This window comes from Kribbella sp. WER1 (genome assembly GCF_054189145.1).
In genome coordinates this window covers 8,285,056-8,310,259 of the sequence record NZ_CM135186.1, presented here as the reverse complement: position 1 = coordinate 8,310,259, position 25,204 = coordinate 8,285,056, and the positions used below count along the sequence as shown (strand labels likewise).

Annotated in this window: 22 protein-coding genes; 6 read left to right on the top strand and 16 right to left on the bottom strand. The window is 69.2% G+C overall.

The window, feature by feature from the left end; all coding sequences use genetic code 11:
* The first annotated feature begins 29 nt into the window (after positions 1-29).
* Positions 30-1,295, top strand: coding sequence for a S8 family peptidase (locus tag ACXJJ3_RS40430; protein ID WP_458167324.1), 1,266 nt, complete (start codon positions 30-32; stop codon positions 1,293-1,295).
* A gap of 186 nt (positions 1,296-1,481) precedes the next feature.
* On the opposite strand, the gene ACXJJ3_RS40425 is transcribed toward ACXJJ3_RS40430, so the two are convergent.
* Entirely contained in the window at positions 1,482-1,871 is a 390-nt protein-coding gene (locus ACXJJ3_RS40425; protein ID WP_458167323.1) for a hypothetical protein, read from the bottom strand.
* A 156-nt stretch (positions 1,872-2,027) separates the two neighbouring features.
* Here ACXJJ3_RS40425 and ACXJJ3_RS40420 point away from each other — a divergent pair, with 156 nt between their 5' ends.
* A complete protein-coding gene (locus ACXJJ3_RS40420; RefSeq protein WP_458167322.1) occupies positions 2,028-3,473 on the top strand; it encodes an alkaline phosphatase PhoX in 1,446 nt (481 codons plus the stop codon).
* Here the strand turns inward: ACXJJ3_RS40420 and ACXJJ3_RS40415 are convergent.
* Complete coding sequence (locus ACXJJ3_RS40415) at positions 3,442-4,455, bottom strand: serine hydrolase domain-containing protein (RefSeq protein WP_458167320.1); 1,014 nt, start codon at positions 4,453-4,455, stop codon at positions 3,442-3,444. The genes ACXJJ3_RS40420 and ACXJJ3_RS40415 overlap by 32 nt on opposite strands.
* 71 nt (positions 4,456-4,526) lie before the next feature.
* On the opposite strand from ACXJJ3_RS40415, the gene ACXJJ3_RS40410 reads away from it, so the two are divergent.
* Positions 4,527-5,105, top strand: coding sequence for a TetR/AcrR family transcriptional regulator (locus ACXJJ3_RS40410; RefSeq protein ID WP_458167319.1), 579 nt, complete (start codon positions 4,527-4,529; stop codon positions 5,103-5,105).
* Here ACXJJ3_RS40410 and ACXJJ3_RS40405 read toward each other — a convergent pair.
* The 10 genes from ACXJJ3_RS40405 to ACXJJ3_RS40360 are packed head-to-tail and all read right to left on the bottom strand — an operon-like array spanning position 5,071 to position 14,998.
* A complete protein-coding gene (locus ACXJJ3_RS40405) occupies positions 5,071-6,183 on the bottom strand; it encodes an MFS transporter (RefSeq protein WP_458167318.1) in 1,113 nt (370 codons plus the stop codon). The genes ACXJJ3_RS40410 and ACXJJ3_RS40405 overlap by 35 nt on opposite strands.
* Before the next feature lie 27 nt (positions 6,184-6,210).
* The gene (locus ACXJJ3_RS40400) at positions 6,211-6,540 is read right to left on the bottom strand and encodes an ArsR/SmtB family transcription factor (protein ID WP_458167317.1); all 330 of its coding nucleotides are present in this window, start codon (positions 6,538-6,540) and stop codon (positions 6,211-6,213) included.
* A 1-nt stretch (position 6,541) separates the two neighbouring features.
* Positions 6,542-8,191: a chaperonin GroEL gene (groL, locus tag ACXJJ3_RS40395; protein WP_458167315.1), complete on the bottom strand. Its 1,650-nt coding sequence runs from the start codon at positions 8,189-8,191 to the stop codon at positions 6,542-6,544.
* Positions 8,192-8,204: 13 nt separating this feature from the next.
* Positions 8,205-9,224, bottom strand: coding sequence for an NAD(P)-dependent alcohol dehydrogenase (locus ACXJJ3_RS40390; protein WP_458167314.1), 1,020 nt, complete (start codon positions 9,222-9,224; stop codon positions 8,205-8,207).
* Positions 9,221-9,913, bottom strand: coding sequence for an iron-sulfur cluster assembly protein (locus tag ACXJJ3_RS40385; RefSeq protein ID WP_458167313.1), 693 nt, complete (start codon positions 9,911-9,913; stop codon positions 9,221-9,223). The genes ACXJJ3_RS40390 and ACXJJ3_RS40385 overlap by 4 nt, the downstream gene beginning before the upstream one ends.
* Positions 9,910-10,905 carry an amidohydrolase family protein gene (locus tag ACXJJ3_RS40380; RefSeq protein WP_458167312.1) on the bottom strand — a complete coding sequence of 332 codons (996 nt, stop codon included), beginning with the start codon at positions 10,903-10,905 and terminating at the stop codon, positions 9,910-9,912. The genes ACXJJ3_RS40385 and ACXJJ3_RS40380 overlap by 4 nt, the downstream gene beginning before the upstream one ends.
* A gap of 9 nt (positions 10,906-10,914) precedes the next feature.
* Positions 10,915-11,250 (bottom strand): propane 2-monooxygenase effector subunit MimD, encoded by a 336-nt coding sequence (gene mimD, locus ACXJJ3_RS40375; RefSeq protein ID WP_458172000.1) that lies wholly within the window; start codon positions 11,248-11,250, stop codon positions 10,915-10,917.
* 5 nt (positions 11,251-11,255) lie between these two features.
* Positions 11,256-12,353: an aromatic/alkene monooxygenase hydroxylase subunit beta gene (locus ACXJJ3_RS40370; protein ID WP_458167311.1), complete on the bottom strand. Its 1,098-nt coding sequence runs from the start codon at positions 12,351-12,353 to the stop codon at positions 11,256-11,258.
* Between the two features lies 1 nt (position 12,354).
* Positions 12,355-13,371, bottom strand: coding sequence for an FAD-binding oxidoreductase (locus tag ACXJJ3_RS40365; protein ID WP_458167310.1), 1,017 nt, complete (start codon positions 13,369-13,371; stop codon positions 12,355-12,357).
* A gap of 10 nt (positions 13,372-13,381) precedes the next feature.
* A complete protein-coding gene (locus ACXJJ3_RS40360) occupies positions 13,382-14,998 on the bottom strand; it encodes a hypothetical protein (protein WP_458167309.1) in 1,617 nt (538 codons plus the stop codon).
* A 148-nt stretch (positions 14,999-15,146) separates the two neighbouring features.
* Here ACXJJ3_RS40360 and ACXJJ3_RS40355 point away from each other — a divergent pair, with 148 nt between their 5' ends.
* A complete protein-coding gene (locus ACXJJ3_RS40355) occupies positions 15,147-16,829 on the top strand; it encodes a sigma-54-dependent Fis family transcriptional regulator (RefSeq protein WP_458167308.1) in 1,683 nt (560 codons plus the stop codon).
* Here the strand turns inward: ACXJJ3_RS40355 and ACXJJ3_RS40350 are convergent.
* Positions 16,822-18,096, bottom strand: coding sequence for a BNR-4 repeat-containing protein (locus ACXJJ3_RS40350; protein ID WP_458167306.1), 1,275 nt, complete (start codon positions 18,094-18,096; stop codon positions 16,822-16,824). The genes ACXJJ3_RS40355 and ACXJJ3_RS40350 overlap by 8 nt on opposite strands.
* 90 nt (positions 18,097-18,186) lie before the next feature.
* On the bottom strand, positions 18,187-18,771 hold the full coding sequence (locus ACXJJ3_RS40345; RefSeq protein ID WP_458167305.1) for an NADPH-dependent F420 reductase: 585 nt from the start codon (positions 18,769-18,771) through the stop codon (positions 18,187-18,189).
* 79 nt (positions 18,772-18,850) lie between these two features.
* Here ACXJJ3_RS40345 and ACXJJ3_RS40340 point away from each other — a divergent pair, with 79 nt between their 5' ends.
* A complete protein-coding gene (locus ACXJJ3_RS40340; protein WP_458167304.1) occupies positions 18,851-19,315 on the top strand; it encodes a MarR family winged helix-turn-helix transcriptional regulator in 465 nt (154 codons plus the stop codon).
* A 14-nt stretch (positions 19,316-19,329) separates the two neighbouring features.
* Here the strand turns inward: ACXJJ3_RS40340 and ACXJJ3_RS40335 are convergent, their stop codons facing one another.
* Positions 19,330-20,361: an L-idonate 5-dehydrogenase gene (locus ACXJJ3_RS40335; protein WP_458167303.1), complete on the bottom strand. Its 1,032-nt coding sequence runs from the start codon at positions 20,359-20,361 to the stop codon at positions 19,330-19,332.
* 138 nt (positions 20,362-20,499) lie between these two features.
* Between ACXJJ3_RS40335 and ACXJJ3_RS40330 the strand changes: the two genes are divergently transcribed.
* A complete protein-coding gene (locus ACXJJ3_RS40330) occupies positions 20,500-21,579 on the top strand; it encodes a hypothetical protein (protein ID WP_458167302.1) in 1,080 nt (359 codons plus the stop codon).
* Positions 21,580-21,583: 4 nt separating this feature from the next.
* Here ACXJJ3_RS40330 and ACXJJ3_RS40325 read toward each other — a convergent pair whose 3' ends face one another.
* Positions 21,584-25,009 carry an error-prone DNA polymerase gene (locus ACXJJ3_RS40325; protein WP_458167301.1) on the bottom strand — a complete coding sequence of 1,142 codons (3,426 nt, stop codon included), beginning with the start codon at positions 25,007-25,009 and terminating at the stop codon, positions 21,584-21,586.
* Positions 25,010-25,204: the final 195 nt, after the last annotated feature.

Sequence of the window (25,204 nt, the reverse complement as noted above, 5' to 3'; positions counted from 1 at the left end):
GCTGATTGATCCAGGGGAGGAAAAGGAAAATGGTGGATCAAACGAATGAGCGAAAGTACGTCGCGCAGCTCGAATTGATTCTGGCGGCGTACGGCAAAGAGGTCGAGATTTTCCCGGCGGACTGGGAGAAACGGCCGGAGGGGGCCGACTACCTGTACCGCACCGGCGTGGTGCTGGTCCGCGACGAGGACGTGCCGCGGGTCGTCGAACTGTTCGAGGGCGGCCGCCCGGCCGAGGGCGGGATCGGCGGCGTCACCCGGCTGCTGCTGCCCGGCAAGGTCCCGCCGGAGGCACCCGAAGATCGTTCGTACACCCAACGATTCCTGCGGTACGCCGACCTGCGGCTCGGGCGCGGCGTGGTCACACCGGAACACCTGTTCTACGTGTGCCCGAGCGTCAGCCCGTGCCCGGCCACCGAGCCCGAGGAGGTACCGCCCGGCACTCCGCCGGATCCGGTGCTGCCGACGCCGTTCCTGCCCGCCGGTGCCGCGGACGGGCGCGGCGTGAAGGTCGTCGTACTGGACGTCGGCTGGTCGGACGCGCCCGCGGCGTACTGGCTGAACGGGGTGACCGGCGACCCGGAGAACGCGTTCGACGGGTCCGGACGGATCCGGCCGTACGCGGGCCACGGGATGTTCATCGCCGGGGTACTGCGGGCGATCGCGCGCAACGTCGAGGTGGTGGTGAAGAGCTACTTCACCACGGCCGGGGCGATGTGGGAGTTCGACCTGGCGCAGGCGCTGGACGAGGTACTCGACCTGGCGCCGGACATCATCAGCCTGTCGGCCGGCACCCGGACGCGGTTCGACCTGCCGCCGCTCGGGCTGGACGTGTTCATCCGCAGCCGGCTGGACCGGATCAACGGTCTGGCACTGGTCGCGGCCGCGGGCAACGAGTCGACGCGGGACTACTTCTGGCCGGCCGCGTTCCCGGAGACGGTCGGCGTCGGCGCGCTCGCGGGCAACGGGCGGGACCGGGCGTCGTTCAGCAACTTCGGCGGCTGGGTCGACGTGTACGCGCCCGGTTCGGACCTCGTGAACGCGTTCCTCACCGGTGAGTACCAATGCACGGAGCCGCCGCATGCGGGTGAGCTGCGGACGTTCGAGGGCATGGCGCGCTGGAGCGGTACGTCGTTCGCGACGCCGCTGGTCGCCGCGCTGATCGCCGGCCGGATGTCGGTTACCGGCGAGAACGCCCGGCAGGCAGGCGCCGCGCTGCTCAGGTTCGCCCGCACGCAGGCGGAGCCGGGCACCGGTCCGGTCCTGCGGGCCGGCGACGCGCTCGCGTCACTCTGAACGGAGCGCGACGCGCCGACGCGGTGCGGACCTCCGGCACGCCCGCCGGGCCCTCCGCACCGCGTCAGCCTCCCCCTCTACGCCGCCCCGTGCCGCTCTCCCCCCTGCACCGGCCCGAGGGCGTCCCCCCACTGCTGCGGAGTCGCCCGCGGCCCGGATTGATACACCCGGCGGTGCAGAAAGTTTTCACCGTGCGGTCGGCGTCGGATGCTCACAAAGAAACGGCGCCCGATGCGCGCTCGAGTGGTAGGCGTACTGCTTGCCGTCGACCTCCAGGACGGTCCGGTTCCCGTTCACCAGCATCTGGGTGTAGCGCATCCCCGGCTCCGGGCAGCCGAGGCTGCCGTCCGGCCATGTCACCTCGGCGGAGCTGACCACGGTCACCGCGGCGGCATCCACCTTGAGCCGCTTGGCCAGATCGGCCTTCGCCTGCTCCACCAGGCTGCCGCCGGGGCTTGCCGGCTCCGGACTGCTACTCGTACTCGGCGTCATGGACGGTTGTCCTCCAGTCGTCGATTCGTTGCCGCACGCAACCAGCAGCGCGGCCGTCGCCACCAGCATCAGCACCTTGCGCATCACATCACCTCTCACCCTAGACGCCGTCCGGTGACCGTTCGTTGCATCGGCTCAACTGAGAGTTGGCTGAGAGCAGTTCACCTGGTGTTTCCCGCCCGTCAGCCCACGGCATGAAAGATCCGAACCTCGGGACCGTCGTTTCCAAGGAGTCACATCATGTCTGTCGACCGCCGATCCGTCCTCCGCGGCGCCGCTGCCGGCGCCGCCGGCGTCGGGTTCACCACCGTCGGTGCCGTACCGACGCTCGCCGAGGCCACCCCCGCGTCGCACCCGGGCCGTGCGCCGTTCCCGCAGCACCGGCCGTTCCCGCCGCTGCTGGACGACCCGAAGGGCATCCTCGCGCTGCCGGCCGGGTTCAAGTACAAGATCGTCACGCAGGCCGGCGAGACCAAGCTGAAGAGCGGCCACCCGACGCCGACCCTGCACGACGGTACGGCGGTGTTCGCCGGGTCGCACGGCCGGTACCAGTTGATCCAGAACCACGAGATCGGCGGCGACAACGCGCTCGGCGTACCGCAGATCGAGGGCACCGTCTACGACAGCGGCGTCGGCGCGGCCGGCGGCTGCACGGTCATCGACGTCGACAAGGACGGCAAGAATCTCGGCGAGTGGGTCGGCATCTCCGGCACGCTGACGAACTGCGCCGGCGGCCCGACCCCGTGGGGCACCTGGATGACCTGCGAGGAGACCGAGAACAAGGCCAACGGCAGCACCCGGCTGAAGGACCACGGGTACGTGTTCGAGGTCTGGGGCGACGGGAAGTCCGCGCACCCGGTGCCGCTGAAGGCGCTCGGCCGGTACGCCCACGAGGCGCTCGCGATCGACGAGGACCGCACCCACGTCTACCTGTCCGAGGATGCCTCCGGCCCGAACGGGACGTTCTACCGCTGGTCGGCGCCGCGCGGCTACAAGCTCAACGCCCGCAGCTGGCAGGACCTGCAGAACAAGGACTTCGGCACCCTCGAGGCGCTCGCCATCCTCGGCGACGACGGCAAGCCGATCCCGGACGTCGCGTACCTGACGTCGGCGCAACTGCTCCGCCCGTTCCGGGTCAAGTGGGTGCCGGTGCCGGACCGCGACGGCACGACCACCTCGGTCCGCAAGCAGTTCACCGACGGCCAGATCACCCGCGGCAAGAAGTTCGAGGGTGTCTTCGGCACCAAGCAGGGTGTATACGTCGTGAACTCGTACGCCGAGTCCGGTACGTCGGACCTGCCCGCCGACGCGGTCCCGCACGACGGCATGGTCTGGTTCTACAACTACGACGCCGGCACCATCCAGCTGGTCACGTACTTCCCGGAGAACGCCGCCGCGGACAAGGGCGCCGAGGCGAAGTACGACGACTACAACTTCGACGGCCCGGACAACGTCACCGTGACCCCGTGGGGCTCGCTGGTGCTGGCCGAGGACGGCAACGCCAGCAGCCACGTGCTGAGCGCGACACCGGGCGGCCCGACGTACGCCATCGCCCGGAACCAGCTGAACGACTCCGAGTTCACCGGCCCGTCGTTCTCCGCCGACGGCAAGGTGCTGTTCGTCAACATCCAGACGCCGGGCATCACGCTGGCGATCACCGGCCCGTGGCGCGACTACCTCGGCTGAGCGCCCGCAGCAGGCTGACCGGACGCTCGTCCGGCGCATTGCGTACCTCGGTCATCAGGTAGGAGAAGGTGGTCTCGCGGCCCGGCCACGCGCCGTGCCGCGAGCCGCCGGCGCCGGCATGCCCGAACGCGTCGGCGTCGTCACCCATCCGGCCGTCCCCGGCCTGCAACTCGAAGCCGGCGCCGTACCGCATCTCGTCGCTGCGCCTGAGCTCGCGTCGTCCCAGCTCGACGGTCCTGGGCGTGAGAACTCCGTCCGGATCCAGCAGGGACGAATAGAACTTGGCCATCCCCCGGGCCGTCGCATAACCGCCGACGGCGGCCAGCCCGGCGCTTCTGTACTCCGCGCTGTTCCAGATCGTCTCCGCGCCCGGCACCCACAAGGGGTTCGGGCCGTTCACCAGTACGCCGTCCGGCGCGACCATCGTCGCCACCCGAGGATGCAGTTCCGTCGGCAGCCCGATCCACACCTCCAACCGGAGCGGTTTCGCGAACTCGTCCGCGAAGAACTGCCCGACGGTGCGCCCGTCCACCCGGCGCACCAGCTCATCCAGCAACCAGCCCCAGGTGATCGGGTGGTACCCGAAGTCCGAGCCGATGTCGGGGGCCTGCGCGGCCAGGTGCGCCGCCATCGCGTCATGGTCGAGGAGATCGGCGTACCCGGCCTCGACGCCCGGCAGCCGCGCCTGGTGCGACAGCACGTCCGCGACGGTGACCGATTCTTTGCCCTGGGCACCGAATGCGGGCCAGTACCGGCTGAGCGGGTCGTCCAGCCCGAGCTGCCCGCGCTGCACGAGCAGCAGCACGCACGCGGCGGTGAGCCCCTTCGTGCCGGAGAACATCAGGTGGATCGTGTCGCGGTCGGCCGTACCGCCCCACAGGTCGACGACGAGGTCGCCGCGGTGGTACGCCGCGAACGCCGCGCCCTGCTCGCCCCGCTCGGTGAAGTTCCGCTCGAACGCCTCGGCTACTTGTTCCCACATGAAGACTGATAGTACCGATCGTTATTATCTTGGTCCAGCTCGGTAGGGTGGGTCGTGGAGGTGGTGGCACGATGCCGGTCAAGGCTGGGGAACGACTCGACCCGGAGGCGACCCGGGCGCGGATCCTGAAGGCGGCGGCCGAGGTGTTCGGCCGGCGCGGGATCCACGCGGCCGGGATCAACGAGATCGTCGAGGCGGCCGGGGCGTCGAAGCTCACGATCTACAAGAACTTCGGCTCCAAGGAAGGCCTGGTCGAGGCGGTGCTGACCGACCGTACGCAGCGGGTCCGCGCCTGGCACCACGAGGCCGTCGGGGCCGCGCCGCCCGGTCGCGCGCAGGTGCTCGCGGTCTTCGACCTGATCGCCACCTGGTACGCCGAGGCCGGGTTCCGTGGCTGCGCGATGATGAACGCCGCCACCGAGGACCGCGGCCGGGACGGCGCACCGCGACGGCTCGCGCAGGACCATCTCCGCTTCTACCGCGAGCTGTTCGAACGGCTGCTGACCGGCGCACGCCATCCCCGGGTGACGGCGCGGCAGCTGGTCGTCGTCCTCGAAGGGGCGACGCTGATCAGCGCGGTCGACCAGGATCCCGGGCTCGGCGCGGAGGCGCGGGTCATCGTGGAGATACTGCTCGACGCGGCATTCTGAGCAGTACGCCGACACTCGCGACACCGGCCCCGGCCGCGACCAGGAACGCCGCCGGGAATCCGGCCCGCTCCGCGATCAGGCCACCCAGCGGGCCCGCGAGCATCACGCCGAGATCCCAGAACGAGGTCATCACGCCCATCGACACACCCGGCCGCAGCCCACGAACCCGGTCGAGCGTCATCGACACGCACGCCGGATAGATCAACGCCAGACCGAAGCCCGCGAGCGCCGTACAGACGGTCGCCATCACCGGACCTGTCGCGAGCGCGATGCCGATCAGCGCGACGATCTCCACGGCGACGGTCGAGACCGCGACGACGCGCCCGCCGTACCGGTCGACCAGCGGACTCCCGGCGAACCGCAGCAGCAGGAACGCGCCGGCGAACACGCTCAACGCATAGCCGTCAGCCCCGAGGTGATCCGCCCGCAACCGCAGCACCAGCAAGGCGGCGACCGTCCCGTAGCAGTAGGCAGTCAGCCCAATACTTGCTCCCGGCAACGAGATCGGGATCCGCAGCCGGCCCAACGGAAGCATCCGCCCCGGATCTCGCCGAGTACTCGACACCAGCAGGACCGATACCGCACACAACCCGACAACCAGCCACCAGACAACCGTGGTGTCCGCGAGCAGCGTCGCCAGCACAGGGCCGCCGGCCAGGCCTCCCCACATGGAGAGACCGAACCAGCCCGCAAGCCTTCCTCGCTGGGAGCTTCGGGCGCCGGACAGGACCCACGGCAGCGCGGCCGAGAACAGCGCCGCCTCCCCCGCACCCATCACCAGCCGCGCGACCAGCAACCAGCCCAGCTGTGGCGCGAGCAGTTGCCCCAGGCCACCGATCGCTGCCAGCACTCCCCCGGCGGTCACCACCGGGCGCGACCACCCGGCATCTGCCAGCCACCCGGCGAACGGCCGCCCGCACGCCGTCGCCAGGAACGCGATCCCGACCGCGGTCCCACTGGCCAGCGCACCACCGCCGAACCTCGCCGGGACGTACGACGGCAGCACCTGCAACGCCGCGCCGAACGCGAGGTACCCACACAACACCGCCACCCACAACCGCCGCACCGGAACCGTCATGCAATAGATGGTACCGGTCGTTATTATCTAACCCAGGACGAGGTCCGGCGCGAGCGTGCCGTCCGGGGCGATGTGGGCGAAGATCTGCTCGACCAGCGCGCGGACGTGCGGGTCGTCGACGGTGTAGATGTGGTGCCGGCCCCGCCGGTGGACGGTGATCAGGCCGGCCAGGCGGAGTTTGCAGAGGTGCTGGCTGGCGGTTGCCACGTTCACCCCAGAACGCTCAGCCAACGTGCCGACGTCGTACTCGCCCCGGGTCGCGAGCCAGACGAGCCGCAGCCGCACCGGCGAGGACAGCAGACTGAACGTCCGAGCCACCGCGACCAACTGCGGCCCAGCGGGCTCGGACACCGTCATCTCAGTAGATGTTCGACGGGCGGACCATGCCCTCGGCCAGGTCGCCGAATCCCGGCGCGTGGATCGCCCCGGGATTCCCGAGGACCTCCTCGACGACGGCCGTCTCCGTGGTGATCAGCAGTGCCGCGATCGACGCCGCGCTCTCCAGCGCCGCCCGGGTCACCTTCAGCGGATCCATCACCCCCTGGTCGAACATGTCGCCGTACCGCCCGCTGAGCGCGTCGAACCCGTGCCCCAGCGGCAGATCGGCGACCTTCTTCACCACGTCGTCGCCGTCGTACCCGGCGTTGATCGCGATCCACCGCAGCGGCTCGGGCAGTGCGCGCCGGACGACCTCGCGGCCGATCGCGTCGTCGCCGGTCAGCTCGACGCGCGACACCGCGTCCTGCGCCTGCACGAGCGCCGTACCGCCGCCGGCCACCACGCCCTCCTCGACCGCGGCACGCGTAGCCGCGAGCGAGTCCTCCACCCGCAGCATCCGCTCCTTCAGCTCCACGCTGGTCGCGCCGCCGACCCGGATCACCGCGACCCGCCCGGACAACCGCGCCATCCGCAGCTGCAGGCTGTCCCGGTCCGCGTCGATCCGCGCCCGCTCGAACTGCGTCTCCAGCTGCGCCAGCCGCGCCTCGACCAGTGCGGGATCACCGTGCCCGCCGACGATCGTCGTACTGCCCTCGCTGATCGTGATCCGGTCACACGTGCCGAGGTGCTCCAGCGAGACCTCGGCCAGCTCGAGCCCGGTGTCCTGGGCGATCACGTGCCCGCCGAGCGCCACCGCGAGATCCTCCAGCTCGGCGATCCGCCGGTGCCCGAACCCCGGCGCCCGAACCACGACCGTCTGCATCGTGCCGTGCATGTTGCCGCCCACCAGGAACTGCAACGCCGGTCCGGTGACGTCCTCGGCCAGCACCACCAGCGGCCGGTCCGCACGCTTGGCGACCTCGACCGTCGGCATGATGTCCTGCACCTGGTTGATCTTGCGGTTGGTGAGCAGGATCAGCGGACGCTCGTGCACCGCCTCCATCCGCTCCTTGTCGGTGACCATGTACGCCGACGTGTACCCGTGGTCGAACTCGATCCCGTCGACCACCTCGACGCTCAGCCCGAGCCCGTCGGACTCCTCGGTACTGACGATCCCGGTCCGCCCGACCCGCTCGACCGCCTCGGCGATCACCTCGCCGATCGACTCGTCGTCACCGGCCGCCATCGTCGCGATGTTCCGCAGGTCCTGCCCGCCGCCGACGTCGGCCGCCCACGCGCGCAGCGTCGCGACCACCACCGGTACGGTCTGCTCGATGCCGCGCCGTACCCGCATCGGGTTCGCGCCCTCGTCGACCGCCCGCAGCCCTTCGCGGACCATCGCCTGGGCGAGCACGGTCGCGGTCGTCGTACCGTCGCCGACCACCCCGTTGGTCTTCATCGCGACTTCCTTGACCAGCTGGGCGCCCATGTTCGCGAACGGCTCGCGCAGCTGGATCTCACGGGCGATCGTCACGCCGTCGTTGGTGATCGTCGGCGGGCCGGTCAGTTTCTCCAGGACGGCGTTGCGGCCCTTCGGCCCCAACGTCACCTTGACCGCGTCGGCCAGGGCGTTCACCCCGGACTCGAGCAGCCGGCGCGCGTCTTCGTTGAACCGCAGTTCCTTGGCCATGGTCAGACCCCTCTCACGGGATGAGGATCGCCCGGCCGCGGACCAGCCCGCGGCCGAGATCGTCGATCGCCTGCTGGTAGTCGGCGAGCGGGTACTTGCTGGTGTGCAGGGTGACCTTGCCCTGGGCGGCGAGCACCATCAGCTCCTGCAGGTCGGTGTACGAGCCGACCAGGTTCCCGACGAAGTTGATCTCGGTCGAGATGATGTCGATCGTCGGTACGTCGATGTTCTCGCCGTACCCGACCACGTAATAGTTGCCGGCCCGCCGCAGCATCGCGACGCCCTCCGCGGTCGCGCCGCCCTCGCCGACGAAGTCGATCACCGCCCGCGCGCCGCCGGTGAGCTCCAGGACCTTGTGCACCTGGGTGCCGTCGGCAACGATTCCGTGGTCGGCCCCGATCGCGACCGCCAGTTCGACGGCGGCCGGGTTGCGGTCCACCACGACCAGCGTCGCGGCCGAGATCGCCTTCAGCACCTGGATCCCGATGTGCCCGAGGCCGCCGGCGCCGATCATCACGCAGACGTCCCCGGGCCGGAGCGTGGCGGCCGCCTTCCGGACCGCGTGGTACGCCGTCAGCCCGGCGTCCGCGAGCGCCGCGACGTCGGCCGGTTCCAGGTTGTCGTCGATCTTCACCACGCTGCGAGCCGTCGTCCGCAGGTACTCGGCGTACCCGCCGTCGGTGTCGATCCCCGGGAACTGGCTGTTCTCGCAGTGCACGTCGTCGCCGAACCGGCACGCGCGGCACAGCCCGCAGGTGATCAACGGGTGCAAGATCACCTTGTCGCCCGGCTTCACGTTCGTGACCGCGTCGCCGACCGCCTGCACCCAGCCGGCGTTCTCGTGGCCGATCGTGTACGGCAGCGCGACGCCGGACTTCGCCGCCCACTGCCCCTCGAGGATGTGCAGGTCGGTCCGGCACACCCCCGCTCCGCCGACCCGGACGACCACGTCGAGCGGACCCTCGACCTTCGGCTCCGGTACGTCGGCCAACGTCAGGTCGGTGTGGTAGCCGACCACCTGGACCGCTCTCATGCCGTACTCCCATACCTCGTGGCCAGCAGGCCGCGACAGAAATGCGCGTTGCCCTCGATCGAGATCCGCACCGACTTCGCGAACCGCAACCGCAGCGGGACCTCCTCGGCCGGCAGCGCCTGCCCTTCCTCGTCCACCACGAGCCGCTCGGCGGGTCCGGCCCCGAGCCCGATCGCGGCCCGGCGCCGGAACAGCGCCTCCTTGTGCGGACCCTCGGGTACGTCGGCGAGCGTGACCAGGTGGAGATCGTCCACGGAAACGTCGGTGGTCCTGAGTAGTTGCTCGGCGCACCGTTCCATCGCGGCCGTGTGGGCCTTGCGGTGGAAGATGCTCCGCAGTTCGTCCAGGCTCTCCTCGGCCTCGACGCCGAAGGTTCCGACGTACCCCGCGTCCGCGGCGAGGCCGGCGTTGATCTTGTCCGAGTCGTGGTGGTCGTCGAGCTGGACCACGACCTCGCGCAGTCCCTCCACCCGGCGCAGCGCGTCGACCGCGTCGGAGGCCATCAGGTACGCGAAGTTCGGCGAGCAGAACGACGTCGGCAGCCGCAGGTGCACGGTCACGTTCGCGTTCTCGATCCGGACCGAGCGGACGAAGCCGAGGTCGGTGATCGGCTCGTCCAGCTCGGGATCGACCACCGTCGACAGGGCCGCGAGGACCCGGTCGGACAGCGAGGCGGCGATCGCGATCATGCGACGGCCTCGGCCACTTGCAGCTCGGCCGGTACGTCGAGACCGTACAGCTTGGCCGCGTTCAGACCGAGGATCTTCTTCTTCTGCGCGGTCGTGATCGGCGCGTACTCGGGCAGGTCGCCGGGGATCTGGAAGTCGACGAACTTCTCCACCAGCCACTTCGGCGTCCACAACGCGTAGTCGCTGGCGAACAGGATCTTGTCCTCGCCGAGCCAGTACAGCAGCTCGCCGATGATCTGCGCGAAGTACTTCGGCCGGGCGTGCACGAACGGCATCGCGACCGCGAGCCCGCCGTACACGTTGGACTCCTGGGTGGCGATCCAGCAGAAGTCCTCGAGCCGCGGCAGCCCGACATGCTCGACGACGAAGTTCAGGTCGAGGTAGTCGGTGGCAACCTTGTCGATGTCCGCGACGTCGAACGCGTCCCGGTCCAGCGGCCGGATCGTCGGGCCCTTGTGCACGTGGACGTTCTTGATCCCGAGCTTCAGGCACTCCTCCAGGTACCGCCGCGACCACGGATCGTCGAGCTTGTACCCGCGCGACTCCCCGTGCCACTCGGCCGTGTAGAGCTTGACGCCCTTGAGCTGCATCCGCTCCGCGTCCCGGCGTAGTTGCTCGAGGCCCGCTTCCCCGTTGCGCGGGTCGTACGCGTGGTTGTACGTGAGCTTGCCCGGATGCGCCTGGGTCAGCCCGAACGCGTCCTCGGTCTGGCCGAACCCGTTCTTGTAGAAGTCGCTCAGCAGCGTGGCCTGGAAGATCGCGTGGTCGGCGTACCCCTCCTCGAACACGTCCTTCATCAGCCGCTGGGCGCCGTAGTACGTGTAGGTGTCGTAGTCCCACACCTCCTCTTCGGGGCTGAGGTTGCGGTGGTAGTCGTAGAAGCAGTCGATGAACTGCTTGCCGTGCACGTTCTTCTGGTTCGACTCGCGGCCGTCCCAGAGGTGCACGTGCGCGTCGACCACGTAGTACTTCTCGCCGTCCTTCTCGTACATGCCTGCCTCCTAGTGGGCGGTGAGGTCGAAACCGATGTACTCCGCGGCGTCCTCCGGGCTGGCGAACAGCAACGTCCGCTCGTCCAGGTGCACCATCCGGCCGTAGTGCGTCGAGCTGATCTCCTCGAACACCGACCCGTCGAAGTCCGACCCGAGCGCGTCGGACAGCTCGTCGTAGTCGAAGTCGAGTACGCCGGTCCCGTCGACGCGGATCATCGACGGGTACTCGGTCAGCTCGACGCCGTCCTTGGCACCCATCACGTCCGCGACCACCCGGCCGACCGGCGTGTTCATCAGCGTCACGCCGCACTTGTTGGAGAACTCGGTCTGGGATCCGAACTGCATCGCGGTCACTGGTCCAGCTCCTTCGGGGTGTCGAGCCCGAGCTCGGAGAGCAACGAGCGGAACTTCTGCTTGGCCGCGTCGAAGCTCGACGCGAACGTGACGGCCTTGTCGGCCGGCTGCGACCAGATCGGCTGCAGCGCATGCGCCGCGTCGATACACCGCGGTACCCAGGTCGCCAGCCATTCGCCGAACAGCGCCTTGTTGGTCTCGCCGTACTCGTCGTCGCGGGTCAGCAACCGGAACAGGTTCCGCGAGTAGCCGAGGTCGCGGTCGTAGTCGTGCTCGCCGGTGCCGACCAGCGTCGGCGTGATGTAGTCGCCGTTGCGGGCCGCGATCTGCATCACCAGCTCGCTCCGGAACAGCGACCCGACGAGCTGCTCGAAGACGATGTTGGTCGCGAACAGCAGCTCGCACCAGTCGCCGACCGCGGTCAGCCGCTCGACCACCTCACGCGTCGGCTGCCACTCCGGCGCCGCCTTCCACACCTCCTGGTGCGCCGAGCCGTCGAATGGTACGCCGGCCTCGCTCAGATCCAGGTTGAACAGTGCGAGGTCCTGGGCGAACCGCATCTTGTGCGCCGCGTTCACCGCGACCGCGGTGTTGATCATGTTGGTCGGGCCGGACCGCTGGATGCTGGTGAAGACATGCAGCGCCAGGCCGTTCTCGGCGTGCATCCAGGCGCCCAGGTTGCGCTCGATGAACTTCAGCCAGGCCGCGTTCCAGCCGTCGTACGCCTTGGCCCGTTTGGCGTTCTGCAGCCCGAGGTCGACCTGCCGCACGACCGCGGAGTTGTTCCGGTAGATCGTCTGGTTCCACTCCTCGTTCGGGTCGAGGAACGCGTGCCAGTTGGACGACTCCGCCGCCGTCCACTCCTTCGGGTAGCCGCCCGGGCCGTCGCCGAAGCCGTAGATCCAGCCCTGGCTCAGGTGCCGGTCGGGGTCCGGCTGGACGTCGACCGTGACGTCCTCGTACATCGTCGCGCGCAGCTTGGCCGGCTTGTAGTAGTTGTAGCTGCGGCTGGTCGAGCTGGGGAACTCCAGCGCTCCGGCCTCCGAGTCGGTGAACTCGATCCGCGGGAAACTGCGTTGCTTGGTCTGTGACATCTCAGGCTCCAGTCGCTGGGCTGGTGAACTTGTCGTAGAAGATCTGGTCCTTCGGTACGTCGTGGTTGTCGAGCAGGGCGAGCGCCGCGTCCACCATCGGCGGCGGCCCGCACAGGTACGCCTCGCACTTGTGCAGCAGCGGTTCCCGGCGTTCGACCACCTCGGTGACGTTGCCGGCCTCGTACCGCGAGTCCGCCGACTCGGACAGGCACGCCACGAACTCGAAGTCGGCGAGACCCGCGCCGAGCTCGCGGATCGCGTCCAGGTAGAACAGGTCGGCCGCCGACCGGGCGCCGTAGTAGAACCGGACCGGCCGGGTGCTGCCGGTCGCGGCGAGGTGCCGCAGGATCGACAGGATCGGCGCCATCCCGGCACCGCCGGCGACGCAGATCACCGGCAGCACGTGCCCGTCCTTCAGAGTGGACGATCCGTACGGACCGGTCATCGAGAGCTCGTCGCCGACCGCCAGTCCGTCGTCCAGCAGCCCGGAGAACCGGCCGCCCGGGTACTTCTTGATCAGGAACTCGATCTCACCCGAAGGTGTCGTCGCCATCGAGAACGACCGGTGCTCATCGGTCCCCGGGATCGTGAGGTCGACGTACTGCCCTGGCTTGAAGTCGAACTCCTCGGCCGGTTTCAGCCGCAGCGACACGATGTCCCGGGTGACCGGCTCGATCGCGGCCACCGTCGTACCCACGGTCCGGATCGGGATGCCGCCGAGCAGCTCGTCCTCGTCGAAGTTCAGCAGCTCGATCGTGCAGTCGCTGAACGCGTGCGCCTTGCAGAGCAACACGTAGCCCTCGGCAACCTCCGCGTCGTTGCACGCGAACGTCGAGTAGCGCTCCATCTGGATGTCGCCGTCGAGCAGGTAGGACTTGCACGCCGAGCACTGTCCTTCGCGGCAGCCGTGCATCAGGTGGATGCCCTGCCGGAACGCCGCGTCGAGGATCTTCTCGTCCTCGCCGACCTCCAGCTCGATCCCGACCGGTTCGAACTGGACGATGTGTTTGTCGGCCACCCGGACCACCTCAGCTCGCGCGGTACGCCGCGACGTGCGCCTGGCGCTCCGCGTCGGTCATCTCGTTCAGCAGCACGTTCGGGCTGTTGAAGGTGTTGCCGCGGACGTCGTCCAGGGTCCACATCTTCTTCGGGTCCAGGTCGAGGTGCGGCTGCCCGATCAGCGTCTTGCCGTCGTCGCGGACGTACCCGAGGTCGGAGACGATGTCGGCCAGGTCCTTGCCGTGGTGCAGGGTCTCCCACTCGCGGAACCCGGTCAGCCGGCCCATGTTCGGCGTCGGCCGGCCGTCGTACTCGCCGCGGAACGCGACCGCGTCGGTCCAGTAGCAGGTCTCCGAGCAGTACGTGCGCCACTGGTCGTCGACCTTCTCGACCACCATGTCCTCGTGGATCAGCGCCGGCACCATGCAGGTCCAGCAGCGGTGCGGGTACTGGTAGCCGACGTCCTCGAACGCGATCGGCTTGTTCCGGCCCGGGTACGCGAGCCGGTTGTAGTTCTCCCACCACTTGCCGTACTTCGAGTACCAGCCGGGGTACTTGTCCTCGAACCAGGCGAAGTCCTGGTCGGTCATCGCGTCGATCCGCCAGTAGTTCACCGGCCACCCGGTGGCGAAGAACCGCGCGACCTCGTGCACGTAGCCCTTGTTCGTGATCCGGTTCCACGCCTCCTCGACCAGGTCGTGCGGAATCGTGAGCCCGTACTTCTCCAGCGGCAGCAGGTAGCTGCGGTAGTAGTCGTCGTAGATCCAGCGCCGCCACATCTCCGCATAGCTCTCACGATCCTTACGGCGGTCCTTCGTGCCGTACTCGATGAACGTGCCGATCGCGGCGTCCACGACGCAGTGGTTGTTCCACCACGCGTACCGCAGGTCGCGTTCCAGCAGCGGCCGGTTGCGCTCGTCGGCCAGCGCCATCAGCAGGATCGAGTACCCGTTGCTGATGTGCCGCGACTCGTCGGACTGCACCGAGTGGAACACCGTCGGCAGCAGGTAGTCGCCGTTGGCCGCCGCCTCGTCCGGCATCGCGACGAACAGCGTGTTGGTGAACGCGGTCTCCGCGACCACCGTGAGGTAGATGTTCGCGGCGGTGATCGCGTCACCGGTGATGAACCCCTCGCCGAACTGCCGGCCGATGGTGCCCGCGTAGTTGTTCGCGAACGCCTTCTCGGTCATGTCGAACCCGGCCGGGTCGATGTAGTTGTTCATGTACAGCCGCTTGAGGTTCATCTGGATCGTCGAGTGCCGGACCTCGTCGATCATCTGGACCGCGAGCCCGTTGTGGATCTCCGGGTTCGGGACCGCGTCGATCGCCATCGGCATCGCGCGGGCCGCCGAGATCTCCGGGAACGGGATGATGCTCAGGAACAGCTTCTGCCACTCCAGCCAGCGCTGCTGGACCTGGCGGAACATGTTGCCGCGGATCGCGCCGTCCATGGCGCCGTACACGCGGTTGTCCTTCTCCTCCTCCATCGGGAAGTACGACCGCATGATCTGCTTCAGCGGGTCCTTCTTCGGCGCCTTCTCGAACGTGTAGTCGGTGCCGAACCGGGTCGCCGGGGTCGCGAACGTCGGCTCCCACGAGAGCTCGGTGATCTTCGCGTGGGCCTTGGTGAGACTCTGCCTGCTCATGTGCCTGCCTCCAGGGGTCGGGCTGATTGCAGAGATGAAAGCCGTCCCGCCGCGGCGACGCTGTCTCAATGTGAGATACCGGTCACACGGTTGCCGAACTACCTTGGTCGGTGTTCGCTGGGAGATCTGTCGATCGAGGAGGTGCGCGATGTCGCTTCGCGAATCGATCCTGCTGTCCTGGCAGCGGTCGGAGGCGTCGCTGGTGAACGTCGACCAGCCGTCGCCGGCGTACATCACCGGGCTCGACGTCGACACCACGCTCACCCGGGCGGCCCGCCCGGTGATCGACTCGCTGGCCTCCGAGCTCACCAACGAGCCGGTCTGCATCATCCTGACCGACGCCAAGGGGGTCGTCCTGGACCGGCGCGGCGGCGACCCGGCGCTGATCCGCAAGCTCGACGCGGTCGACCTCTCCCCCGGCTTCACCTACGCCGAGTCCCAGGTCGGCACCAACGGCATCGGTACGTCGCTCGAGGTCGGCGGCCCGATCCTCGTGCTCGGACCTGAGCACTACACCGGTGTACTGCGCCGGTTCGCGTGCGCCGGCGCACCGATCACGCACCCGGTCACCGGTGGCCAGCTCGGCGTCCTGGACATCACCACGCAGGCGCAGAACTCCAACGCTGTGCTGCTGTCGTTCGCCAAACTCGCCGCCCGGCGGATCCAGGAACGGATCGTCGAGGAGGCCAACGCCCTCGACCAGGCGCTGCTCAGCGACTACTACGCGGCCTGCCGGCACACCGGCGGCTCGGTGATCGCGCTCGGCGAGGAGGTGTTCATGATCAACGCCCACGCGCAAGCGCACTTCGACGCGGTCGACCAGGCGGCGCTGATCGACCGGACCCGGGACGCCCGCGGCGGCACCCGCCCGTGCACGTTCATCGCGGACCTGCCCAGCGGGTTCACCGCCCGGCTCGCGTACCACCCGACGTTCCTCGGGAATCGGCTGGCGGGCGGGATCGTCCAGGTCCGCGAGCAGCGCTCCGGACTGCTCCGAAGCTCCGCGGCACGTGTCCCGACCCTGCCCGGCGTGATCGGCACCAGCGCGCTGTGGCGGCACACGACCCAGGAAGTGCTGGAGTCCGCCGGCCGCGCCGAGTGGATCGTTGCCGAGGGCGAGACCGGTACCGGCAAGCTCACCCTGCTCCGGGCCGTGCACAACTACTCGCGGGCAGGCGCCCGGCTGGTCATCCTCGACGCCGACGACCCGGACCTCGTGAACGCCGCGACCACCGAACTCGAAGCAGGTTCGGACCTCGTACTGCGGCACGCACACCTGCTCTCCACCGAGAACATCCAGGCCCTCGTCGACGTACTGCAGACCGTCCGCGACAGCCTGTCCGACGAACCGTGGATCGCGTTGACCGTCGTCACCGGCCAGTCCGGCGCGCAGGACGAGCTGGACACCCAGCTGCTGCGGTTCTTCCCGCGGACGGTCGCCGTACCACCGCTTCGGCACCACCTCGACGACGTACAGGCGCTCGTACCGCATCTGCTCGCGCGCACCGGGGTCGCGGGCGTCACGCTGTCGCAGACCGCGGTCAGTCAGCTGATGCGGCTGCCGTGGCCCGGCAACGTGACGCATCTACGGACCGTGCTCGGCGAGGTCGCGCGGCGGCGCCGGTCCGGAGTCGTCGAACTCGACGGCCTGCCCGCCGAGTGCCGGGCGACGACGCGCCGGCACCTGACCCGGATCGAGGCGCTCGAGCGGGACGCGATCGTCGACGCGCTCGCCGCGCACCAGGGCGACAAGGCGGCCGCCGCGCAGGCGCTCGGGATGTCGCGCGCGACGATCTACCGCAAGATCCGCGACTACGCGATCGTCACCTGACCCGGTCGTCCAGGACGATCTCGCAGTTGTAGTGCTGGGACGCCGTCATCTCGCCGCGGAACCAGAGCAGCGGGATCCGGTTCGGGTCGCCCGGCGCGACGATCGGGCGGAGGTTGTCGACGCCGGAGTTCTCGGTCACCGGTGTCCACGTCCACGTCGCACCGTTGTCCGCCGTACGGGCGTGGAAGATCTCGTGGTGCTTCAAGGCGCTGCCGTCGCGCGGGTCGATCGGTGTGGAGACGTACAGCGAGTCGACGTCGTACGGGTCGATCGCGACCAGGCCGGTGTAGTCGTTCTCGTGCGGCAGCAGGCCGTGGCCGGCCTTCGCCAGCCGGCGGACCTGCCACTTGCCGTGGACGAGACGTGCGTAGAAGAAGCGGTGGTCCGGCACCGGATGGTCGCGGGCGAAGGCATCCTCCGGGTTCTCCGGCGTGTCGTGGCGGGCCAGCAGGACCGCGGCGAGTTCGTCGCCGGCGCGGCGGATGTCGATCGTCCAGCAGTGCGTCATCGGCTCGCCGTTCCAGACCGAGTCCGCCTGCAGGATCGTGGTCAGCTCGACCTGCGACGGGGCGTCGTTGCCGAGCGCCTTCTCGTCGACGACGGTGCCACCGGCACGATGCAGCGCGCCGGCTTCGAGGTACCCGTGGTAGATCGAGTTGTTGTAGTCGCGCGGGTGGTGGTCCGTGGTGATCAGGTCGATCCGGGTCGGCGTCGAGGCGTAGCGCGTGTAGCCGTTGACGTAGCCGACCTTCGGACGGGTGAAGAGCTTCCCGGCGTACGTCCAGGTGTCGCCCTCGTCGTCGGACACCAGCGCGCAGGGGTCGTCGTTCACCGCCCGCGCGAAGCAGTACAGGTGGCCGTCGAGCTGGTGCAGGTTCGAGTACGTGACCCCGCGACCGCCGGTGTGCTCGCTCCAGTCGAACGTCTGCTCCGGGCCCCACGTCCGCGGGTCGCCCGGCTCGCTCACCCGCCAACGGGTCAGGTCGTCGGTCTTGTGTTTCGTGTAGACGGCCAGCCATCGGCCGTCGGTACGCCGCCACAGTGCGGGGACGTTGTGGTCGTCCGCCTCGAACTGCTCGTGCAGTACGACGACGTCCGCCGTACCGTCGCGCAGGTCGACGACCGTGAGCTCGACGTTGCCGGCCCGGGCGTCACCGCCGGGGCCTTCCGGTGCCGCGATCGACCCGACGACGAGGACGCCGCCGTCCGGGTCGACCACCGCTCGCTCGTCCTGGAACCAGCACCATGCACCGTTGTCATTGATCACGCGCCCCATGGCAGGTCAGTCTGTCAGGACTTCAGCACCATGGGGTAAGCGTTTGCCACCATGTGGTCAGAGTTGCGGTCAGAGTCGTGGTCAGGTTGCGGTCCAGGCGAGGCCGAAGCCGCCGGTCCACGGGGTCTTCTCGGCGACCGCGAGGGTGAGCTGCAGGAAGCCGAGCGACTCCAGCTCGCGCGCACGCTTCAGCGAGCCGGCGTCGACCGCCCGCAGACCGCCGGCGGAGACGATCCCGGCCAGCAGCGCCTTCGCGTCCGCGTCGTCGCCGGCGATCAGCACCGTGGTCGGGACGTCGCCGGCCTTGCCGGTGGCGACCGTCGCCGCGAAGTTGGTGTTGAACGCCTTCAGCACCTTCGAGTCCGGAAGCTTCGCGGCCAGCTCGGCCGCCGCGGAGCCGTCCGCCGGAACGGTCAGCGAGTCGAAGGTCTCGAAGTTCAGCGGGTTGCTGATGTCCACGACCACCTTGCCGGTCAGCTGGTCCGCTCGCTCCGCGAGCACCTGCTCGTAGGCCGGGTACGGCGTCGCGAGGATCACGACCTCGCCGGTGACCGCGCGGTCCTTGTCGGCGGAGTTGAACAGCTCCACCGTGTTGCCGCCCTTGGCGACGACCGCGGAGATCGCCTGCCCCATGTTGCCGCTGCCGATGATGCTGACGTGCGTCATGCTCTCGCTCCTTTTGGTTGTAGCTTCAACTATCACGATAGCGCTTTTTAGTTGTAGCTACAAGCATTAGGCTAGAGCGGTGAACACCCGATGGCTGGACGACGCGGAGATGACCGCCTGGCTGGGCCTGGTCGGCGTGGTCGAGTTGCTCCCCGGCATCCTCGACACCCAACTACGCCGCGACGCCGACCTGACCCACTACGAGTACTACGTGATGGCAATGCTGTCCGAGGCCCCGAAGCGCACCCTCCGGATGACCGCCCTCGCCCAACGCACGAACGCGACCCTCCCCCGCCTCTCGCACGTCGTGAAACGCCTGGAAGACCGCGGCCTGGTCGAACGCTTCCCCTGCCCCGAAGACGCCCGCGCCACCAACGCCCGCCTGACCCCCACCGGCTGGAAAAAGATCAAGGCCACCGCCCCAGGCCACGTCGCCACAGTCCGCCAACACGTCATCGACGCCCTGACCCCCGACCAGCTGACCCAACTGGCCGAAATCACCACCAGCATCCTCAAGTCCCTGGACTCCGACGACCTCGCCTGACCGGGCGGCGGGACTCAGCTTGGGGCTATTTGCAGGAGGACCTTCGAGGCGACTGTGCGGTCGGTTGCCAGGTTGAAGGCGGCGACCGCGTCCGCGAGTGGGAACGTGTGGGTGACGATCGGGTCGACGTACAGGCCGTCGGCCAGCCACTCGATCGCCGTGTCGAACTCGTGGTCGAAGCGGAACGCGCCGGTCAGCGTCAGCTCTCGTGTCATCAGGAGCGCCCCAGGAAAGCCGGTGTCACCCGGCGGCAGCGACCCCACCTGTACGACGGTCCCGCCGCGGCGTACCCGTTCCACGCAGGTCCGCAGCCCGCCAGCGGTGCCGGACGCCTCGATCGCGACGTCGATGTCCTCCGGCCACTCGGTCGCGTCCGCGCGGACGGTTGTGGTGGCGCCGACCTCCGCCGCGAGCGCCAACGGGGTCTCGTGCAGGTCGGTCGCGATGATCTCCCGCGCCCCCGCCCGCCGCAACGCGGCAACCACCAGCAGGCCGATCGGCCCCGCCCCGGTGACCAGCACCTTCCTCCCGTCCACCGCCCCCTCGCCGGCTCGTCGTACGGCGTGGATCGCCACCGACAACGGCTCCGCGAGTACGGCGCGCCGCAGGTCGAGCCCGGCCGGCAGCACTCGCACCTGGTCGGCCGGCAGGATCAGCTCCCGGACGAACCCGCCCTGGATGTGCGGCGTCCGCGCCGCACTACCCAGGTAGTTGCTGAAGGCACAGATATTCCGCCGGTCCTGCAAACACTCGGAGCACTCCCCGCACGGCGTCGCCGGGTGGATCCCCACCGGCGTACCGGCAGGCAGGTCCCCCGCGCTCACCCGTCCGACCACCTCGTGCCCGAGCACCAGCGGCTCCCGCACCCGGAAGTTCCCGACCCCGCCGTCGCGATAGTAGTGCAGGTCCGTCCCGCAGATCCCGCCGTACGCGATCCGCACCGCGACCTGCCCCACCGCAGGCTCGACCGCCGCCCGCTCCTCGACCCGCAGGTCTCCCGCACCATGCACCACACACGCGTCCATGTACGCCTCTGTCCCCTTCATCGCGATTCGAGCAACTGCTTCAGCCTGCCACGACCCGTATCTCCTCCGAGCTCGCGATCCGGCCACCATGATCTTTACAGAGTGTGAGCGAGTCGCCATCCTCGAAGAAGGGGAAAGTTTGCGGTGGGGGGTGGGCTTGTGTCCGAGGAACAGACGCCGCCGCCGGCGCGTCCATGGTGGCGTTTCTGGCAGAGCCGCTCGGCAGCAGGCAGTACGTCGCCGGGATCGCGGGTCTCGGCCGTGTACGCCGTCGAGGTGACGGCGATCGCGGGTGGACTGCTCGCGACGATCGCGTACGCCGCGGCCGGGTCGAAGGCGAGCCTGCCCGTCGTGTCCGCGTCGGTGATGATCGCGGTCGCCTCGCTGGGCAGCGGCGTCCTGGTCGGCATCCTGTTCGGCGTACCGCGGACCACGACCGGCAACGACCGGCCGGCCGCGGGAGATGCCGCCGTACCGGCAACCGGCGCCGCGGCCGGCTCGGTGAGTGCCGTCGGCGCGGTCGGCGCGAACACGAACCTCGAACAGATCTCCGACTGGCTGACGAAGATCCTCGTCGGCGTCGGCCTGACCCAGTTCGTGGCGATCAAGCATCAGGCGGGGCAACTGTTCCACGCGCTCGCCCCCGCGCTGGGGGATCGCAGCGGGCGGGAGTCGTTCGCGGGCAGCGTGGTGATCTACTTCTTCGTCGTCGGCTTCCTGAGCGGCTGGCTGTACGCGCGACTGCGTCTCGGGCTGCTGATGAGCAACACCGACGCCCTCCTCGAACTCGCCCGCCGCGCGGACCGCGCCGGCGACACCGAGACCGCGCAAACGGCCCGCGAACGCGCGAACAACCAACTCGCGCTGGCCACCGACCCTCATCCCACCACCCACCAGGTCCGAGGTCTCGCGGACGCCCAAGCATTCGGTCCACCCGACGTCGCCAAACTGTTCAACGAAGGCACTCCCGCCAGCCGAATGGCCGCCCTCGCCCTGATGGAAACCGACGTCCAACTGGCCGACTTCCCATCGGTCCTGGACGCGATCCAGAACCCCCGCTCGACCTCCGAGCAGTACCACGCACTGACCGTCGCGAACCTGATGGCGCCAACACTCACCCCGAACGACAAGACCCGTCTCCAACAGACCCTCGAGTCCGACGACGTCCGCACCCAATGGACCGGCGACACCAGCCGCACCGACCTCGCCGCCACCATCCTCACCACCCTCGCCAGCTGAAGAGTTATCTGAAGTCGCGGGACTTGGTGCGGGCTGCCAGTGGGAGGCGTTGGAGGTGTTCGGCGGAGAGGTTGGTGACTTCGCCGGCGCGTTCGACCCGGCCGCGGATGATCAAGGCGGCGGCGTTGCGGGCGACGGCGGCGTGGTGCTGCCAGCAGCCTACGGTGATGACGATGTTCGCCATGCCGGTCTCGTCCTCGAGGTTCATGAACGTGACCCCGGACGCGGTCGCCGGGCGTTGGCGATGGGTGACGACCCCCGCCACCCGGACGCGCGCGCCGTCCGGCGCCTCGCGGAGCTGGGCGGCGGACAGGATGCCTTCGGCGCGAAGCTTCTCGCGGACGCGTTCCATCGGATGGCTGGTGGTGGTGATCGACGTCGACCACAGGTCCGCCATGTCAGCCTCGATATCGCTCATCCCGGGTAGCGTCGGCGGCGGACCGGCCGCGCTGATCCCGGCCAACCGGCCCGGGCGTTCCTCGGCGGCGCGGCCCGCCTCCCAGAGCGCCTGCCGCCGGTCCAGCCCGAAGCAGTCGAACGCCCCCGCGGTCGCCAGCGCTTCAACTTGCGCCGCGGTGATCCCGGTCCGCCGGACCAGGTCGGCCATGTCGGCGAACGGCCCGCCGCGGTCCCGTTCCTCGACGATCAGCTTCGCGCCCTTCTCCCCCACCGTCCGCACCTCGGCGAGCCCGAGCCGGACCGCGAACGCCCCGTCCCGCCGGTGCACGGTGGTGTCGAACGGCGCCTTCGGATCGAACGGCCCGACCACCGGCTGCGGATCCGCCAAGCATTCGTCGAGCCCGGTCGGCCCGGTCAGCTCCTGCCCGTCGACGAGCAGCTCGAGCCCGGCATCGACGCCGGACAGCTGCAACTCCGGGCGCCGTACCTCGACACCGTGCCGGCGGGCGTCCGCGACCAGCGACTGCGGCGAGTAGAACCCCATCGGCTGTGCCCGGAGCAGCGCGGCCAGGAACGCGGCCGGGTAGTGCAGCCGCAGCCAGGTACTCGAATACACCAGCAGCGCGAAGCTGATCGAGTGCGATTCGGCGAACCCGAAGTTCGCGAACGCCTCGATCTTGGCGTAGATGTCGTCGGCCAGCTCGCCGGTGATCCCGTTGCCCGCCATCCCGGCGTACAGCTTGTCCTTCAGCGACGAGATCCGCTCGATGCCGCGTTTCGACCCCATCGCGCGGCGCAGCAGGTCGGCCTCGTCGCCGTCGATCTCGCCGACCGCCATCGCCATCTGCATCAGCTGCTCCTGGAACAGCGGCACACCCATGGTCCGCTGCAGCACCGGCTCCAGCTTCGGATGCAGGTAGGTGACCGGCTCCTCCCCGGTCCGGCGGCGGATGTACGGATGCACGGCGCCGCCCTGGATCGGGCCCGGCCGGATCAACGCGATCTCGGTGACCAGGTCGTAGAACTTCCGCGGTTTCAGCCGCGGCAGCGTCGCCATCTGCGCCCGGGACTCGACCTGGAACACGCCCACCGAATCCGCCCGGCAGAGCTGGTCGTACACCCCGGCTTCCTCGCGCGGGATCGTGTGCAGCTCCCAGTCCTCGCCGATCTGCTCGCGGACCATGTCCAGGCAGTACTGCAGCGCGGCCAGCATGCCGAGCCCGAGCAGGTCGAACTTCACCAGCCCCATCCACGCGCAGTCGTCCTTGTCCCACTGCAGGACCGTGCGGTTCTCCATCCGGGCGTGCTCGATCGGCACCACCTCGCCGACCGGCCGCTCGGTCAGCACCATCCCGCCGGAGTGGATCCCCAGGTGCCGCGGGAACTTCAGCAGCTCGCTGGCCATCGCCACCACCTGCGGCGGGATGTCGTGCTCGGTCGAGGTGATCTCGGGGCTCCAGCCGTCTACCTGCTTGGACCAGGCGTCCTGCTGACCGACGGAGTACCCGAGGGCCTTCGCCATGTCCCGGACGGCGGACTTCGGGCGGTACGAGATCACGTTCGCCACCTGGGCCGCGTTGCGCCGGCCGTACTTGGTGTAGACGTGCTGGATCACCTCCTCGCGGCGCCCGGAGTCGAAGTCGACGTCGATGTCCGGCTCCTCGGCGCGCGTCGTCGCCAGGAACCGCTCGAACGGCAGGTCGTAGAGGATGCTGTCCACCGCGGTGATCCCGAGCGCATAACAGACCGCGGAGTTGGCCGCCGATCCCCTGCCCTGGCAGAGGATCCCGTGCTCGCGGGCGAACCGGACGATGTCCTCGACGATCAGGAAGTACCCCGGGAACTCCTTCTCCTCGATCACCGCCAGCTCCCGCTCGAGCCGCTGGTACGCGTCCGGCCGCTGCTCGCGGGTCCCGTACCGCCGGGCCGCGCCCTCGAACGTCAGCACCCGCAGCCACGACATCGGTGTCTCCCCGTCCGGTACGTCGCGCAGCGGCAGCTTCGGCTTCGCCCGCGCCAGGTCGAACGCGAGCTGGTCCGCCAGCGTCACCGATCGCGCGACCGCCCCGTCGTACCGCCGGAAGCGTGTGGTCAGCTCGGCGCCGGAACGGACGAACGCCATCCCGCTCGACGGCAGCCAGCCGTCCATCGCGTCCAGGTCGCGGCGGGCCCGGACGGCGGCCAGCGCGGAGGCCAGCCGGTACTGCGCCGGGGTCGCGTAGTGAACGTTGTTCGTGGCAACTACCGGGAGGCCGCGGCCGGCCGCCAGCCCGGCCAGGACCCGGTTCCGGGTGGTGTCGGCGGGCAGGTGGTGGTCGATCAGCTCGACAACCACCCGGTCCTTGCCGAACAACGCGGTCAGCCGGTCCAGCTCACGTCCGGCCGCGGCCGGACCGTCGGCATGCCCGCCGAGCTCGAGCGCCTGCCGGACCAGCCCCTTGCGGCAGCCGGTCAGGATCACCCAGCTGTCCTTGGCGACCGCCGCCAGCTCGTCCAGGTCGTAGACCGGCTTCCCTTTCTCACCACCGTCGAGCTGGGCCTCCGTGATGGCGCCGGCCAGCCGGTGATACCCCTCCTGCCCCTCGGCCAGCACCAGCAGGTGACTGCCCTCGGGGTCGGCCACCCCGTTCTGCGGGCCGGTCAGACCGAGCGACAACTCCGCCCCGAACACCGTCGGCAACGAGTACGCCGCCGCGGCCTCGGCGAACCGCGCCGCGCCGTAGAACCCGTCGTGATCGGTCAACGCCAGCGCATGCAGCCCCTGCCGAACCCCCGCCTCGACCAGATCCTCCGGCTGCGAGGCCCCGTCCAGGAAGGAGAAGTTCGAATGCACATGCAACTCCGCATACGGCACCACATGCTCCGGCCGGCGCACCGCCTCCGGCACATACGGCCCCCGATGCTGCGACCACGCCGGACTGTCCCCACCATCAGCCGTCACCGGCCGCCCACCATGACTCCCCGGCCGAGACCGATCCGACAACCGCCGCTCCAACTCCGACCACTTAATAGGCGGATTGTTGTACCCCATCGGCCACACCTCCCACGAGAAGAATAGAACACTTGTTCGATGGATCGGTAATTGACTGGCAGGTGGGTTGGTGCGCTGTTACCGTTTCGGGGTCCGTGACTCGACTGTTGGAGGTGAGGCCCGCATGAACATTTTCGTGCTGTGGGTGCTCCCCCTCTCGTGGTCACGGGCGGGCGATTGACGTAGGTGTCGTCG